Origin of the sequence: Chryseobacterium sp. sg2396 (assembly GCF_042610505.1) — a bacterium.
Classification (GTDB): Bacteria; Bacteroidota; Bacteroidia; order Flavobacteriales; family Weeksellaceae; genus Chryseobacterium.
The window spans coordinates 47,462-63,338 of record NZ_JBHGAQ010000009.1 but is presented as its reverse complement, the minus strand read 5'-3'; the positions used below and the strand labels follow the sequence as shown (position 1 = coordinate 63,338).

Sequence of the window (15,877 nt, the reverse complement as noted above, 5' to 3'; positions counted from 1 at the left end):
CGATTTACATAAACTCTAACATTATGATTAAAAGAGTTGTCGCAGGCATTGCGCTAAGCAGTATTTTTTTGTTCACAGGTTGTAACAAGAAAACAGAAGAAAAAGAAGAAGCCACGGTTTATCCCGTAACTTCACCGGTGGTGATGGATACGGTAATCGACAAAGAATTTGTGGCTCAGATCCGGTCTGTAAAGAATATCGAGGTCCGTGCCCAGGAAAAAGGCTTCCTCGAAAAGATCTTTGTAGACGAAGGCCAGTTTGTCCGTCAGGGTCAGACTCTATTCCGGATTATGCCGAAACTGTATCAGGCAGAACTCCTGAAGGCTCAGGCAGAAGTTGCTCAGGCCACGATTGAATTGAAAAATGCCAGTACACTGGCAAGTAACAACATCGTTTCCAAAAATGAGAGAGCTATGGCAAAAGCCAAGCTGGATGCTGCCAACGCAGAAGCCAAGCTGGCCCAGATCCACCTTTCATTTACGGATATCAAAGCGCCGTTTTCAGGAATTATCGACAGACTTCCTTTGAAGTTGGGAAGTTTAGTGGATGAAGGAGATTTACTCACCTCCCTCTCCGATAACAACGATATTTATACTTACTTCAACGTGTCAGAACCCGAATACCTCAATTACCAGAGAAATGTAGCTTCCAGAGGAAGCAATCAGGTTGCTTTGGTAATGGCCAATGGGGATATATTTCCGCAGAAAGGGCAAGTGCAGACCATCGAAGGACAGTTCGACAGCGAAACCGGAAACATTGCTTTCAGAGCGAAATTCCCGAATCCTGATAAATTGCTGCGAAACGGGGAAACCGGGAAAGTAAGAATGACACTGCCTCTGAAAAATGCCATGCTTATTCCTCAGAAGGCAACTTATGAAATCCAGGATCAGAAATACGTTTTCATTGTGGATAAAAACGGAGTGGTAAAATCCAGAAACATCAAAATAGCTTACGAGCTTCCTGATCTTTACGTAGTTTCCTCAGGGTTATCCACAGGCGATAAAATCTTATTGGAAGGCGTTCAGAAAGTAAAAGACGATCAGAAAGTTCAGGTAAAAGCGCAGGATCCTAAAAAAGTTCTTCAGTCATTGAAACTAAAAGCAGAGTAGGACTCATTAATGAAGTAAGTAATTATGTTTAAAAAATTCATTCGCAGACCTGTTCTGTCTATCGTAATCTCTCTGATTATCGTATTTATGGGGATTCTGTCACTGGTAAAACTTCCGGTAACCCAATTCCCGTCCATTTCGCCGCCCAAAGTAAACATCACCGCAGAATACCCGGGAGCCAACAACGAATTGTTGATCAAATCCGTGGTTATTCCATTGGAAAGAGGTTTGAACGGGGTGCCGGGAATGAAATACATGACTTCCGACGCCGGAAACGACGGGGAAGCATCCATCCAGGTGGTTTTCGACCTGGGAACCGATCCTAACGTAGCGGCGGTAAACGTTCAGAACCGTGTATCTTCGGTGGTAAATAAACTTCCGCCGCTGGTAGTTCGTGAAGGGGTAAAAATCACCCGTGAAGAGCCGAACATGCTGATGTACATCAACCTGTACAGTGATGATCCGAAAGCCGACCAGAAATTCCTTTTCAACTACGCCGATATCAACGTGATGTCCGAATTGAAAAGGGTAAGCGGGGTAGGTTTTGCCGACATCCTGGGAACCCGGGAATATGCTATGCGGATCTGGCTGAAACCAGACCGTCTTACGGCATACAGCATTTCCGCAGATGAAGTGATGGACGCCCTAAACCAGCAAAGTCTTGAAGCTTCGCCTGGTAAAACGGGGGAAAGCTCCGGAAAAAGATCTCAGTCTTTTGAATATATTTTAAAATATCCGGGCCGTTTCAATAACGAAAAGGATTATGGGAACATCATCCTGAAAGCAAACCCTAACGGAGAATTTATCAGATTGAAAGATGTGGCCGATATCGAATTCGGTTCTTCCATGTATGATATTTATTCTACTTTAAATGGTAAACCTTCTGCGGCAATCACCGTGAAGCAGTCTTACGGTTCCAATGCAAGCGACGTTATCAAAAATGTAAAATCTTTGATGGCAGAATTGCAGAAAACAACTTTCCCGAAAGGAATGCACTACGACATCAGCTATGATGTTTCCAGGTTCCTGGATGCCTCTATTGAAAAAGTAGTCCATACTTTATTTGAAGCTTTCATATTGGTGGCGATTGTGGTGTTCCTTTTCCTGGGAGACTGGCGTTCCACACTGATTCCGGCTATTGCGGTTCCGGTTTCACTGATCGGTACTTTTGCCGTCATGTCCGCTTTCGGAATTACGCTGAACATGATCTCGCTCTTTGCCTTGGTAATGGCGATCGGGGTCGTGGTCGACGACGCGATTGTGGTTATTGAAGCCGTCCACGCAAAGATGGAGGAGAAACATCTATCTCCTTTAAAGGCAACGGAAGAGGCGATGCACGAGATCAGCGGGGCAATTATTGCGATTACTCTGGTAATGGCATCCGTATTCATTCCGATTGCATTCATGTCAGGTCCGGTTGGGGTTTTCTACCGTCAGTTCTCTATTACGATGGCTTCGGCGATCATTCTTTCAGGGGTAGTGGCTCTAACATTGACGCCTGCTTTGTGTGCTCTGATCTTAAAGAATAATCACGGGAAACCGAAGAAAAGGACGCCGATTACCATCTTCCTTGATAAATTCAACGGATTATTCAACAAAGGAGCTGGTAAGTATGAAAGACTACTGACCAAAACTGTTAAGAAGAAAACGTTTACCCTTCCTTTGCTGCTGGCATTCTGTGCATGCACGTTCTTCCTGAGCAATTCTCTTCCTTCAGGATTTATTCCGGCGGAAGACCAGGGAATGATCTATGCCATCATTCAGACTCCTCCGGGATCTACATTGGAAAGAACCAACCAGATTGCCCGGGAATTATTGAAAGAGTCCGAAGATATCGACGGGGTACAGTCGGTTTCCTCATTAGCTGGATATGAAATTCTTTCAGAAGGTACGGGGTCAAACTCAGGTACCTGTCTGATCAACCTTAAAAGCTGGGAAGACCGTAAAGAATCCGCAGCCGAGATTATTGAAAAGCTCGAAGAAAAAGCGAAGAATATTCCGGGAGCCAACATTGAGTTCTTTCAGCCGCCATCCGTTCCGGGATATGGTGCGGCAGGTGGTTTCGAGCTTCGTTTGCTGGATAAGGCGGGAAGCGGCGATTACCATAAAATGGAACAGGTAAGTAATGATTTTGTAAAGGAACTGAAAAAACGTCCGGAGCTGGGGTCTGCATTTACCTTCTATTCTGCGAGTTTTCCTCAGTACATGCTGAAGATCGATAATGATCTGGCTGAGCAGAAAGGAGTAACCATTGAAAATGCGATGGATAATCTATCAACATTGATCGGTTCCAATTATGAAACCAGCTTTATCCGTTTCGACAGGCCTTATAAAGTTATTGTTCAGGCCGGTCCGCAATATCGTGCTTTACCAACAGATCTGTTGAAGTTATATGTGAAAAATGACAAAGGTGAAATGGTTCCGTATTCGGATTTCATGCATCTTGAGAAAGTGTATGGTCTATCAGAAATGACGAGACATAATATGTACAATTCGGCACAGGTGAGTGGAACTCCGGCACCGGGATACAGCTCCGGGCAGGCTATTGCCGCCATTAAGGAAGTTGCGGACAAAACCCTTCCGAGAGGTTTCGGGATCGACTGGGCCGGTATTTCCAAAGATGAAGTAAGCCGGGGTAACGAAGCGGTATATATCTTCCTCGTGTGTTTAGGTTTTGTCTATCTGATCCTTGCCGCACAGTATGAAAGTTTTATTCTTCCGTTGCCGGTAATCCTGTCATTACCGACGGGTATTTTCGGGGCTTTCTTATGCCTGAAATTATTAGGGCTGGAAAACAACATTTACGCTCAGGTTGCAATGGTCATGCTCATCGGTCTTCTGGGTAAGAATGCCGTGCTGATCGTGGAATTTGCCGTACAGAAGAAGGCTGAAGAGGGAATTCCCGTGGCGCAGGCCGCTATTGAAGGAGCCGCTATCCGTTTCCGTCCGATCCTGATGACATCATTTGCCTTTATTGCAGGTTTGATTCCATTAGTTTTGGCTACTGGTCCGGGAGCGATCGGTAACCGTACCATCGGTACTGCTGCGGCAGGGGGAATGCTGATCGGAACCGTCTTCGGCCTGATGATTATCCCGGGATTATATTACATCTTCGGTACCATAGCCGATAAATCGAAACTGGCGAGGTATGAAGAAGAAAATCCTTTAACAGAACAAACAGAACCGTATCAACACGATGATAAATATGAAGATTTATAATAAATATATAGCAGCCATCGCCTTATCGCTTGTTTTAGCAAGCTGTAAGGCGCCGATGGCGACCGTCATAAAAGATGAGGTGAAAGAAAATGTACCTCAGAGCTTTAATCAGGAAGACCAGGGAGATGCCAATAACAACAGCGGAACAACACCCTGGAAGCAATTTTTTACAGATCCTAATTTAGTAGCTTTGATTGAGACCTCACTGAAGAACAATCAGGAGCTGATGATCACCCTGCAGGAAATTGAAATTGCCAAAAGTAATGTTCTTGCTAAAAAAGGAAGACTGACGCCTACGGTGACTGCAGGTGGCGGTGCCGGAGTAAGAAAAGTAGGACGCTACACCAGCGAAGGTGCCGGTGATGCCAGCACAGATATTGAGCCAGGAAAAGCCGTTCCGGATCCTATCATGAATTTTGAAGGCGGCCTGATGGCCAACTGGGAAGTCGACATCTGGAAAAAACTAAGAACTGAAAAAGAATCTGCTGTTGCCCACTATCTTTCTACGGTAGAAGGTAAAAATTTCGTCCTGTCAAATCTTATTGAGGAAGTAGCCGATAATTATTATGATCTACTGGCTTTGGATAACCAGCTGGATATTATTCAGCAATACATCAAGCTTCAGCAGAAGGCATTGGAAATTTCAAAAATCCAGAAAGAAGCGGCAGCAGCTACCGAACTTGCCGTAAAGAAATTTGAAGCGGAACTGGCAAAATCCAAAGCTACGGAATACACCATCCGCCAGGAAATCACCGAAAAGGAAAATGAGATCAATGCCCTTTGCGGACGTTATCCTCAGCCGATCATCAGAACAAAGGAGAATTTCATGACAACGATACCGCAGACGGTTTATACGGGGATTCCGTCCCAATTGCTGGCGAATCGTCCGGATATTAAACAGGCGGAATTGGAGCTTAAATCTTCAAAACTTGATGTGGAAGCTGCCAGAAAAGAATTTTATCCTACGCTGGAAATTTCCGCTACCCTCGGATTAGAGGCTTTTAAGCCTTCTTATCTGGTAAAGCTTCCGGAATCTATGGCCGCAAGCCTTGCCGGAGAAATGGCCGGTCCGCTGATTAACAAAAGTGCGATCAAAGCCAATTTCCAGTCTGCCGATGCAAGACAGATCCAGGCTTTATACGAATATGATAAAACGATCTTGAATGCCTATCTGGATGTGGCGAATCTGATGTCGAAAGTTAAAAACCTCGACCAGTATTATCAGCTGAAATCCCAGGAAACAAAATCGCTTGAACAATCAATAGATATTGCAAATCAGTTGTTCCGAAACTCCAGAGCAGATTATCTTGAGGTTCTCCTGAACCAGCGGGATGCACTGGATGCCAAAATGGAACTGGTGGAAGCAAAACAAAAACAGCTGAGTACAGTTGTCGATATTTACAAAAGCTTAGGCGGAGGCTGGAAGTGATTGTAAATCCTTAATGTTTTAAAAGAAAAGAGGCTGCCCGCAAGGAACAGTCTCTTTTCGATTAAAACTGAAAACGTTAATAAAAAAGGTTCCGATTCAGGAATCTTTTTCCCCCTTTTTACCTGTAAATGCAGGCAACTACATTAAATTTAAATTATCGATGGTTATTAATTTCTTTAAAAATGGTTATTAGTTTTATAAAAAAAATTAAATTTTAAAAAACCAGCCCTCCCTAAAAGTAATTATTCCGATTAAGGAAGGTGGTGAGATTTATGAATAGAATCATCATGTTTTTTTATTAGTTTTTACCCTGAAATTTATCGTGTCGTGTTTTTTTAGTTATTCTATTCATATAAATCTTAAAGATGGTCTCAGTTAGTTTTGGTTTCCGTTAGTTTTCTGAATTCGAAATTATAATCTTGCAGTGATAAAAAAAAATGATTGTTGTCTCGATTTATAAATTATGACGTCTCAATTCGTGAATTAGGAATGTTTAATCTGCTGATAATTAATTTTTTATTTTGTAAAATAGAAATAGTTCGATAATTGCTATTAATTCATGCATCATTGATAAAAACTAAGGTATTTTATGTACTTTTGACGCCAGATTGTAGAGAAGATAATTTACTAAGGTGGTTCGAAAACTATTATTTCTCATTTTTTTTGGAATTTTTACAGCCCTTCTGTCCCAGGATGGCTATAATGATTTCTACAAGATGCGTGAGAAATATGAAAATTTTCGGGAAAACGATCACAAGGCATTTCCTTTCCTTCAGTCATATATCAATAAGGCGAAGAAGGAAAAAAATTATGAAAAACTGGTTCAGGGATACAAAGACGGCGTATTTTATTCTTTCTCAGGTGAGGATAAGCTAAAATATGCCGACAGTATGATCTGGGCTGCCAACCGCTCCGGAAACGAAGACCTGCGGATTACCTCGCATATCGATAAGGGCGTTATTTATTATTACCATTACAAAAAGTACCAGCTTGCCCTTAATGAATATCTGGAAGCATATAAATATTCCAAGAATACCAAAAATGAATATTTAAAATACCAGAACCTTTATCATATCGGGGTAATAAAAAGCTATCTCGGCTATTACGAGGAAGCGTCCGACCTGTTTATGAAATGCCTGGAGCATTACCGGGAGAAAACAAGACAGTTTACCAAATTACATCCCAACGAGATTTATATCAATAAAAAAGGATACCTGAACAGCCTTTACCAGATGATCATCTGCTACCGGCACCTTGGAAAGTACAAAGAGGCGGATGAAGCGATACAGGCCGGTTTTTCCGAAATTGGCGAAGATTCGGAATTTGATCTTGAAAAAGGCTACTTTCTCCTTTCCAAAGGAATTTCCGAATACCGGAACAGCAGGTTTCAGCCCGCTTTGAAAAATTTAAGCGAAGCATTGCCGTCCATAAAAACCAGCCGCGATTTTGCGAGGCTTTCGGTAGGATATTTTTATATCGGGAAAAGCTATTCCGGTCTCAAAAAGATGAAAGAATCCATTGTCTATTTTAAAAAGATAGATTCAATTTTCCGGCAACACCAGTTTATGCTGCCCGAATTGAGGGAGAATTATGAAATCCTGATCGATTATTCAAAAAAGGAAAAGAATCAGCAACTGCAGCTGTATTATACCAACCAGCTCCTGAGGGCAGACAGCATTATGTCGAAGGATTTTATCTATCTTTCTCCTAAAATGCATAAAGATTACGATACCAACAATTTACTTGAAGAAAAAGATAAACTGCAGAAAATAAACTATCTCGGAACCATCATCATTATCGTGCTGATCGTATGGGCAGTCGGGCTTGTCGCGCTCCTGACCAGAAGACATAAAAACGCAAAGGAAATTCAGCAGAAATATGTGCTGGTAGAAGAGAGGTTTACGGCTGGTCATAATACGGAAGAACAGGAAGAAGTGGAAATTATGCCGCTGATTGAGGAAAAGAAATTCAGCCTGAACGAAAATAAAGTAGAAGAATTATTGCAGAAACTGAAGGCGTTTGAAGAAAAAAAAGAATTCACGCAAAAAGGCCTCACCATCAGTAAACTGGCTGCCCAACTTGGAACCAATTCCAACTATCTTTCCCAAGTTATCAATGAATATAAAAAGGTAAATTTTAACAAATACCTGAGTGAACTCCGGATCAATTACATCACCAACCTTCTGTTTGAAGACAAAAAATATTTAAAGTACAATATTGAAACCCTGGCCAGGGAATGCGGTATTGCATCCCGGCAGAACTTCTCCGATCTGTTCTATGAGATCAACGGAATCCGTCCGACGGATTTTGTTAAAAAAAGGAGGGAGGAGATTGAAAATAACGGGAATATATAAGTCGGTTGTAACTTACATGGAAGATCTATGTCGGCATTTAAATAAAATAATACTGATCTTTTTCGGTATTGTATTTTGTTATGGAATTCTGAAGCAAATCTTTGATCCGAATTTTTCCAAATACACATATTTTGACATTCATTGTAATGGGACTGTAGTGTCACAATCATACGATCAGATGAGCCATTGTAATTTAATCAAATTATCAGATAACAAAAAGATTGATTTGGCAGATTTAGACATTATCCCATTGATTGGTGTAGGAGATTCCATCGTAAAGAATAAAAATGTGACTTATTTTACCATCTACAAAAAGAACGGGCAGAAAATTGTTTATGATATGCATGATGAAAAGCTGGTTATTTTTAAATCGAAATAATCCACTGTCTTTCTTATATTTGATGTAAAATAAACCATCCAACCGGAACCATGAAAAAACTCCTGTTCATCCTTATCGGCATCATTGTCATTTTAATCATCATTGTTTTAATTAAAACCTTCACTTATCCCTTTAAAAAGGTCAATTCAAAAAATATGGAAGGCTGGAAAATGATTAAAGATGATTCTGCGGTTCAAAGGCTTTCGGGCGGATTGCAAATCCCGACGGTCTCCACCGGAGAATTGGGAAAGTTTGATTATTCCACTTTCGATACCATCAAAGAATATCTGAAAACTTCCTATCCGCTGGTGTATGAACAGGCAGAATTTACGGAAGTCAATAAATACGGACTGGTCTTTAGATTAAAAGGCAGTGATCCTTTCCTTGATCCTGTTTTATTTCTTTCCCACACAGACGTCGTTCCTCCGGGAGATGCAGAAGTAAAAGATCACAAAGGGAATGTTTTTCAACCAGATGATAAGCCTTTGCCTCCGGTTTCCAAAGTGGCTGAAGAGTGGGATTTCGGGCCGTTTTCGGGAGCGGTAGCCAACGGAAGGATTTACGGCAGGGGAGCGATCGATATGAAAGGAATGCTGTTTTCCCTGATGGAATCCATGAATAATTTAATTAAAAGCAAACATATTCCCCAGCGTGATATTTACCTGGCTTTCGGATTTGATGAAGAAGTCGGCGGACAAAAAGGCGCTGCGAAAATTGCAGAATATTTTAACGGGAAAAACCTGAAATTCGACGCTGTGTATGATGAAGGAGGATTGATTCTGGAAAAGGGAAGCGTAGCGGGAATCAACTCTGAAGTAGCTGTGATCGGCTGTGCGGAAAAGGGATTTTTGTCGGTGAAAATTAAAGTCAAAGGATTGGGCGGTCATGCCTCGATGCCTCCGACGGAAAGTGCCATAGGAAAAGCCGCGGTTATCATGCAAAGGCTGGAGCATAACCAGATGAAACCCATGATTACTCCTTTGATCAACCAGTTTTTCACCAATATCGGCGGTTCGATGTCTTTTGTAAACCGGATGGGAATTGCCAACCAATGGCTGCTGAAACCTGTCCTTTTATCGCAGCTTACCAAAAATAATTCTACCAATGCTTTGGTTCGTACGACTACGGCTTTAACCATGATGAAGGGAAGCGATGCACCCAACGTACTGTCGCCGGAAGTGGAATTCATCGTAAATTTCCGTCTTCTGCCCGGAAATACCGTTAAAGAGGTGAAAGCGCATATATCGGAAGCCACCAAAGGTTTCGATGTGGAAATCGAAGAAATCGACAGTGTGAAAGAAGCCTCTGCTGTTTCACCAACGAATACCAAAGCTTTTAAAATAATCGAAGCTGCCATCAAAGAAATTCATCCGACGGCGATTGCGACACCATATCTTACCGTGGGAGCGACCGATGCGTACAAATACCAGATCGTCAGTAAAAATATTTACCGCTTTATGCCGATCAAGATCAACGATGCCGAAAAACAATCCATCCACAGCACCAATGAATACCTCAGCATTGAGAACTACATGAAAATGATTCACTATTTTGAATACATCATGAAAAATTATGATCAGGAATAGGCTGGAGGAAGGATGTTGCATGCTGGAAGTTTTTCTCTGTCATCATACAACCATCCGTCCTAACTATTAAAAAGTTATTTTTAGTTCAAAGGTAGGCTCTGTTTAAAATTTATATTCATTTGGCTTTGAATTAAATGATTATATTTAGAATCTGTTTACATTTTAATTCAGCAAACTTTCCGTCATTTCTCTTAATTTCTGAATTAAATAAACTTTGTTTATTCTTCACTTTAATATGATGATTTCAATTGATTTAATTGAATATCGCCGGGCAACCGACATATTATTTTTTAAGCTAAAATACCTTAAATTCTTAATGTTAAAATATAAAAGGTAAATTTAAACAGGCTCTTAATTCATATAAGATTAATTGCTCCGTTTTTAATTTTGCTCCATAGGATCAGCATCTGTGTAGAAGATCATCATAATTCCGTAAAACACGAAATCTGTAGGGGATCTGTAATTTCACAAATCCTGACTATTATCCAATATTGTCATCCTGAGCGCAAAGCAGTCGAAGGATCAGCCTTTAGATCTTTATCTAGAAAAAAATAAAAATATTTTCAAAATAAAAAATAATACGTCGAGTTTTGACGCTTTAGCGGTATAGCTTTGTTTCATCAAAAACAGAGTTATGGAACTGCCCCTATATTTAAGCTTTAATGAATTTGAAAATTTTTATTACGACAACCTTGAAAAATGGTTTGAAGAACATCACAATACCAGCGAAACAGATTACCTGAAAGCCCTGTCGGAATTGTACAGCCCCTATCTGTATTACAATTTCACGAACGACAGGCTGCAGGCGGATGCTTCCATTCAGATCAGAGACTGCTTTTTTCCGTATTACGACAAAATCGGGATTTCTTTCTGCACGACGAGCTGCGACAAAGGCAAATCCGCCAAGAATACCAAAACGGTTAACCATCAGTTTGAGTGGAAAACCGTTACCATGATGGAATACGCCCAGCATATCCTGGACAAAATCAACCGTTACCTCGTTAAAAATAACATAAAAGAAACCGGAAACATCCTTGATTTTATCAACCGGTGCGACGTCATCACTTCCCGCGAAGGTGCCGGCTACTGTGTAGATTATCATAAGCATCAGTCAACCCTTCCGTTTCTGAAAGCTTATCTTCCGACTCATGGGCAAACCGTAAATATTGTCGTTTACAGGGATTTTCTGTTCTCTGTAGTTCAGATCGCCGAATTTATCGACCATAAATTGAAAGAGGTTCGTGACTTTGAAAGCATGCTGTATTTTAAACTAAAATCGGAAGCTAAATTCAAGGTTCAGATGAGCCATCAGTTCCTGACAATGTGCAACTGATTCTAAACACCACCACCACATTCATTATATAGCTCAACGGTTTGAAAATTAGTTAGTACTCTTTTCAAGCTTAATCCCGGTTTTTTAAGCCGGGGTTTTTAGTAATAAAAAAGATAATTCTGTTGTGGATAACCATAAATATTTTCAGAAAGGCAGAAATATATTTGTAACTGATAAATCAAAAATATTTATTTATGTCAAAAAAAACAATTTTAGAAGATGACTGGTCTGATTATGATAATCTTAAAAAGAAAAGAGTAGATGCTCGTTTTTTCTCCTGTAGTGAAAGTTGGGAGGTTGATTATTTGGTCAGAAAGATTAAAAAACACCATCCTGAGATTTTAGAACAAGGAATAAGAATGGCTATTTCGGATTGCTGTGAGAAAGACATGGGAAATAATCCAAGGGAAAAATTTGTAGGTTGTGTAATGGACCGTTTAGGTGTTGATTAAAATTCGATTTAATTAATACCCTTGCGTTAACTAAACCTCACAGGTTTTCAAAACCTGTGAGGTTTTTATCATCTCCAAAAACAAAAAAGTCTCAGGTTAAAAACCTAAGACTTTGATTTGCAGAGAGGAAGGGATTCGAACCCTCGATACAGTTACCCGTATACTACCTTTCCAGGGTAGCTCCTTCAACCACTCGGACACCTCTCTATGTTTGAGATTGCAAAAGTACGATAATTTTTTTAATCTCCAAACCGAAAACGAAATTATTCTGAAATTTCTCCGCAAAGGCTTCGGGAAAAGTTCTCTGCAAAGCTTCCTGGATAATTGAGATTGTCGATGAGGTGCATCGCTTTGGTAATAGCGCTTTCCGCAGTCATGTCCTTTCCGCTGATGGCACCGATCCTGGAGAAGATATTGCTGTTCTCATACTTACCGAACGAGATCCCTCCTGAAATACATTGACTTACCACCACGATTTCCGTCCCGTTGTTGCGAATCTGCTGTAAGGTTTCCACCGTTTTCTCACTGCTGAAAATCGTACCCGAACCGAAAACCTGCAGGATCAGCACTTTCATTTTCGGGATTTCTTTGAAATGATTCAGGTTCATGCCCGGAAAGATTCTCCAGAAAATAATGTCTTCCGAAATATGGTCATCCACGTGGAATTTAATTTCGGGATCACGGCGGTAAAGATTATCTTTAATAATATTTAAATGAACGCCCGATTGCCCGAGAATAGGGTAGTTTGGGCTTGCGTACGCGTCAAAATACTCCGCAGAATATTTGAGGGTACGGTTTCCTCTTAACAATTTATATTCAAAATAAATGGCCACTTCCCGGATTACGGCTTTATCATCTTCATACAGGCTGGCATAATACAGGCTGGTGAGCAGGTTTTCTTTAGCATCGGTCCGAAGATCCCCGATCGGCAGCTGGGAACCGGTTAAAATAACGGGTTTGGTCAGGCCTTTGAGCATAAAGCTTAATGCTGAAGCCGTGTAAGACATGGTATCCGTTCCGTGAAGGATCAGGAACCCGTCGAAATCATCGTAATTTTTACGGATGTAGTGGGCGATGATTTTCCATTCTTCCGGTCCCATATCCGAAGAATCCAGCGGCTTTTCAAAAGGATGTACAAAAACCTCGCATTCCATCAGTTTCATTTCGGGCATTTTCTCAAAAATATTTCCGAAATCAAAGGCGCGGAGGCTGCCGGTTTCATAATCTTTCTCCATACCGATGGTTCCGCCGGTATATATCAACAGGACTTTTCTTTTCATACAGGAACTTTGTTAGAATTTTATCCCCTCCGTTCGGAAGGATTCCTCAAAATTACGTTAATTTGCAAAGATTTGAAAACGCATGAAAGATTTAGTACAAACTTTTGAGTATTTAAAGCAGTTTTTAACGGAAGAACGATTGATGAAAATTGAACATTTCTCCCGGGAAAGCTCGGACTTTGTGCTGCCTGTGGTGGAAGACATTTACCAGTTCCGGAATGCGGCGGCCATTGTACGTTCCGTGGAAGCCTGCGGTTTCCATAAAGTGGTGGCCCTGCAGGAAGAATACAGCTTTGAACCTAACCTGCGGGTGACCAAAGGAGCCGATACCTGGGTGGACGTGGAAAAGATGCCGAGAAGTATGGAATCTTTTCAGAAAATTAAAGACCGGGGCTATAAGATACTCGCCGTTTCGCTGGAAAATAATGCGACCATGCTGCCGGATTACGAAATTACTGAGCCCGTGGCTTTGGTTTTCGGGACTGAAATGGAAGGCGTTTCACCGGAAATCCTGGATTTTGCCGATGAAACACTGGCGATTCCCATGTACGGTTTTACCAGGAGCTTTAATGTTTCTGTGGCCGCTTCGATCTGTATGTATGAGCTAAAGCAGAAGCTGATAAAGTCGGATATCGATTACAAATTAGATGAAAGAAAACTTCTTGAGATGAAAATCCGGTGGGCCGTAAATTCCATCCGGAGCGGAGAGGAAATTTTACAGCATTATTTATCTAAAAAAACGGTCTGATGCAGCAATACACCCGATACCTTTACTGGACCTCCCTGTTTTTGGCCTTGACGTCTTTGTATTTAATAGAAAAAGGAGGGAAAGAAATTTATCCTTTTTTCAGCTGGAAACTTTTTACCAGCCCCAGCGGCAGTGAGAATACCGAAGAATATTACAGGATTTACAGGGTAGCGGGACGTGATACTTTGAGGGTAACCTATCAGCCTACAAAAATTTACGATGAAAACAACCTGGCACTGATCGTGAGCTTTTATGGAAAAAAGATAGAGCATCATGAGTACAAGGCAGACAACATCAGGAAAATGAGAATCTTTATGAGAAGCTACCGCCCGGAATACAGTCATCTGCTGCTGTACAAAGAAAGTTTTCATCCGCAGGATCTGGGAAAGCCTTCCTTTAAGATTAAAAAAACACTGATCAGCGCTTTATGATGAATGAAAAGCAACTTACGGTTTTCAACTACAAGATCGCCTATTATGCCATGCGCATTTTTGGAGTATATTGGCTTTTGAGGCAATATCTGGAGTACAGAAGAATCAGCCTATGGCCAAAAGAAATTTATGAGCCTTTTCTGAATATTCAGAGGTTCATCTTTTCGGAATATCCCAGTTCTTTTTTATATAATACCCTGCTATTGTTATGTGCTATTCTGCTCATCATTACCTGGTTCAGGCAGAGCGTACTGCTTAATTTAGGGATCTTTCTGCTGATGGCGGTCATTAATTTTCCCATTTCCCTGAATTTCAGTGTCGGACACAATAACCATCTGGTGCTTATCGGCTACTTTATGGCCATCTTTCTTTTGCCTGAAAAAATGAAGCAGGAAAAAGATTATCGGTGGGTGCAGTATTTTTACCTGGGAATTCTAACGACTTACAGCCTTGCCGGACTTTCCAAATTTTTAGGAATTGCCAAAAATGTCATTAAGCATTCCGGTAAGCTCACCTGGCTGGATAAGAATGCCGCAAAAATAAATACCCTGGATAATTATTGGATGGCAGATGTAAAAGTCCCGGAATGGATCATCCATATCTACCAATATGAAAATGTATGGGTGGTAATGACTATAGTTGCCATTATCATTCAGGCATCGAGCTTTCTGGGTGCTTTCAGCAGGAAATATTTAACCTTCGTCATGGTATTCTTGTATATTTTTCATGTATACACCGACTTTTTTGTGCTGGCTGATTTCAGGGACGCTAAAAATTTCGTTCTGATAGCCCTTTTTCCTTACCACATTTTTTATCCGTGGATCAGCCGGTTGGCAAAAAAGCCTTTACGGGTTTAGGGTTTCGCTGATTTTAACGTAATTCCAGGCGGCAACAAAAATTCCGGCTGTTTCCGTTCTTAACCGCTGGCTGCCTAAAGATACGGCTTTGATATTATTTTGAGCAAGATGTAGAATTTCTTTTTCTGAAAAATCACCTTCGGGTCCGATCAGGAATGTTACGTACTCCGGTGAAGAAATATGATTCAGGTTCATCCGCTCCAGGTTTTCATGGCAGTGGGCTACAAAAGTATGGGAAGAATCAATATTCTTTAAAAAATCAGTCAGTTTTATATTGTCATTGATTATCGGAAAGTGGAATCTCAGGCTTTGCTTGGAAGCGGATATTGCCTGTTTTCTGAGCTTATCGATATTCACATTCTTACGCTCCGTTTTTTCCGTCTGCAATAATGTGATTTCCGAAATGCCCATTTCAACGGCCTTTTCAATAAAAAATTCGATCCGGTCTATATTTTTGGTCGGTGCAATGGCAATATGAAGTTTCGGGCTGAAATCTGGAAGGTTGCTTTTAATTTCTTCAACGTTAATATTTGCTTTTTTTCCTTCAATCATCAGGGTACCGGAAGCAAGATTCCCTTGGCCGTCGGTTACATGGATTTCCTCACCGTCTTTCATCCGGAGAACCTTTACAATGTGCTGCTGTTCTTCGTCATTGATGAATGCCTGATTCCCCTCGATTTCGCCGTAAAAAAGTTTCATA

The 15,877-nt window shown here is 41.0% G+C and carries 13 protein-coding genes and 1 tRNA gene; 11 read left to right on the top strand and 3 right to left on the bottom strand.

What is annotated here, in order from left to right; genetic code table 11:
- The first annotated feature begins 26 nt into the window (after positions 1-26).
- The 8 genes from ACED20_RS11035 (at position 27) to ACED20_RS11000 (ending at position 11,861) form a co-directional block, all read left to right on the top strand.
- Positions 27-1,109 (top strand): efflux RND transporter periplasmic adaptor subunit, encoded by a 1,083-nt coding sequence (locus ACED20_RS11035; protein WP_378104684.1) that lies wholly within the window; start codon positions 27-29, stop codon positions 1,107-1,109.
- Between the two features lie 24 nt (positions 1,110-1,133).
- Positions 1,134-4,328 carry an efflux RND transporter permease subunit gene (locus tag ACED20_RS11030; RefSeq protein ID WP_294199786.1) on the top strand — a complete coding sequence of 1,065 codons (3,195 nt, stop codon included), beginning with the start codon at positions 1,134-1,136 and terminating at the stop codon, positions 4,326-4,328.
- Positions 4,315-5,757 (top strand): TolC family protein, encoded by a 1,443-nt coding sequence (locus tag ACED20_RS11025; protein ID WP_345767323.1) that lies wholly within the window; start codon positions 4,315-4,317, stop codon positions 5,755-5,757. The genes ACED20_RS11030 and ACED20_RS11025 overlap by 14 nt, the downstream gene beginning before the upstream one ends.
- Before the next feature lie 632 nt (positions 5,758-6,389).
- Positions 6,390-8,111: an AraC family transcriptional regulator gene (locus tag ACED20_RS11020; protein ID WP_294238075.1), complete on the top strand. Its 1,722-nt coding sequence runs from the start codon at positions 6,390-6,392 to the stop codon at positions 8,109-8,111.
- A gap of 226 nt (positions 8,112-8,337) precedes the next feature.
- Complete coding sequence (locus tag ACED20_RS11015) at positions 8,338-8,490, top strand: hypothetical protein (RefSeq protein WP_378104601.1); 153 nt, start codon at positions 8,338-8,340, stop codon at positions 8,488-8,490.
- Positions 8,491-8,540: 50 nt separating this feature from the next.
- On the top strand, positions 8,541-10,076 hold the full coding sequence (locus ACED20_RS11010; protein WP_378104599.1) for a M20/M25/M40 family metallo-hydrolase: 1,536 nt from the start codon (positions 8,541-8,543) through the stop codon (positions 10,074-10,076).
- Positions 10,077-10,710: 634 nt separating this feature from the next.
- Positions 10,711-11,409, top strand: coding sequence for a hypothetical protein (locus tag ACED20_RS11005; RefSeq protein ID WP_294267821.1), 699 nt, complete (start codon positions 10,711-10,713; stop codon positions 11,407-11,409).
- A 194-nt stretch (positions 11,410-11,603) separates the two neighbouring features.
- Positions 11,604-11,861 carry a hypothetical protein gene (locus ACED20_RS11000; protein ID WP_378104597.1) on the top strand — a complete coding sequence of 86 codons (258 nt, stop codon included), beginning with the start codon at positions 11,604-11,606 and terminating at the stop codon, positions 11,859-11,861.
- 120 nt (positions 11,862-11,981) lie between these two features.
- On the opposite strand, the gene ACED20_RS10995 is transcribed toward ACED20_RS11000, so the two are convergent.
- Positions 11,982-12,068, bottom strand: a tRNA-Ser gene (locus ACED20_RS10995).
- 56 nt (positions 12,069-12,124) lie between these two features.
- The gene (locus ACED20_RS10990; protein WP_294238087.1) at positions 12,125-13,141 is read right to left on the bottom strand and encodes an asparaginase; all 1,017 of its coding nucleotides are present in this window, start codon (positions 13,139-13,141) and stop codon (positions 12,125-12,127) included.
- Positions 13,142-13,223: 82 nt separating this feature from the next.
- On the opposite strand from ACED20_RS10990, the gene ACED20_RS10985 reads away from it, so the two are divergent.
- Genes ACED20_RS10985 through ACED20_RS10975 form a run of 3 tightly spaced genes read left to right on the top strand, consistent with a single transcriptional unit; the run spans position 13,224 to position 15,177 of the window.
- Positions 13,224-13,889, top strand: coding sequence for an RNA methyltransferase (locus ACED20_RS10985; RefSeq protein ID WP_294199769.1), 666 nt, complete (start codon positions 13,224-13,226; stop codon positions 13,887-13,889).
- Positions 13,889-14,320, top strand: coding sequence for a hypothetical protein (locus ACED20_RS10980; RefSeq protein ID WP_294224117.1), 432 nt, complete (start codon positions 13,889-13,891; stop codon positions 14,318-14,320). The genes ACED20_RS10985 and ACED20_RS10980 overlap by 1 nt, the downstream gene beginning before the upstream one ends.
- Positions 14,317-15,177 carry a hypothetical protein gene (locus ACED20_RS10975; protein ID WP_294238090.1) on the top strand — a complete coding sequence of 287 codons (861 nt, stop codon included), beginning with the start codon at positions 14,317-14,319 and terminating at the stop codon, positions 15,175-15,177. Before ACED20_RS10980 ends, ACED20_RS10975 begins: the two co-directional genes overlap by 4 nt.
- Here ACED20_RS10975 and ACED20_RS10970 read toward each other — a convergent pair.
- The gene (locus ACED20_RS10970; protein WP_294267830.1) at positions 15,166-15,876 is read right to left on the bottom strand and encodes a 16S rRNA (uracil(1498)-N(3))-methyltransferase; all 711 of its coding nucleotides are present in this window, start codon (positions 15,874-15,876) and stop codon (positions 15,166-15,168) included. The two genes, ACED20_RS10975 and ACED20_RS10970, sit on opposite strands and share 12 nt — an antisense overlap.
- Position 15,877 lies beyond the last annotated feature (1 nt).

Coding starts and splice junctions, on each gene's coding strand:
- ACED20_RS11030 (WP_294199786.1), top strand. CDS start 1,134: ATGTTTAAAAAATTCATTCGCAGACCTGTTCTGTCTATCGTAATCTCT.
- ACED20_RS11025 (WP_345767323.1), top strand. CDS start 4,315: ATGAAGATTTATAATAAATATATAGCAGCCATCGCCTTATCGCTTGTT.
- ACED20_RS11010 (WP_378104599.1), top strand. CDS start 8,541: ATGAAAAAACTCCTGTTCATCCTTATCGGCATCATTGTCATTTTAATC.
- ACED20_RS11005 (WP_294267821.1), top strand. CDS start 10,711: ATGGAACTGCCCCTATATTTAAGCTTTAATGAATTTGAAAATTTTTAT.
- ACED20_RS11000 (WP_378104597.1), top strand. CDS start 11,604: ATGTCAAAAAAAACAATTTTAGAAGATGACTGGTCTGATTATGATAAT.
- ACED20_RS10990 (WP_294238087.1), bottom strand. CDS start 13,141: ATGAAAAGAAAAGTCCTGTTGATATATACCGGCGGAACCATCGGTATG.
- ACED20_RS10985 (WP_294199769.1), top strand. CDS start 13,224: ATGAAAGATTTAGTACAAACTTTTGAGTATTTAAAGCAGTTTTTAACG.
- ACED20_RS10980 (WP_294224117.1), top strand. CDS start 13,889: ATGCAGCAATACACCCGATACCTTTACTGGACCTCCCTGTTTTTGGCC.
- ACED20_RS10975 (WP_294238090.1), top strand. CDS start 14,317: ATGATGAATGAAAAGCAACTTACGGTTTTCAACTACAAGATCGCCTAT.
- ACED20_RS10970 (WP_294267830.1), bottom strand. CDS start 15,876: ATGAAACTTTTTTACGGCGAAATCGAGGGGAATCAGGCATTCATCAAT.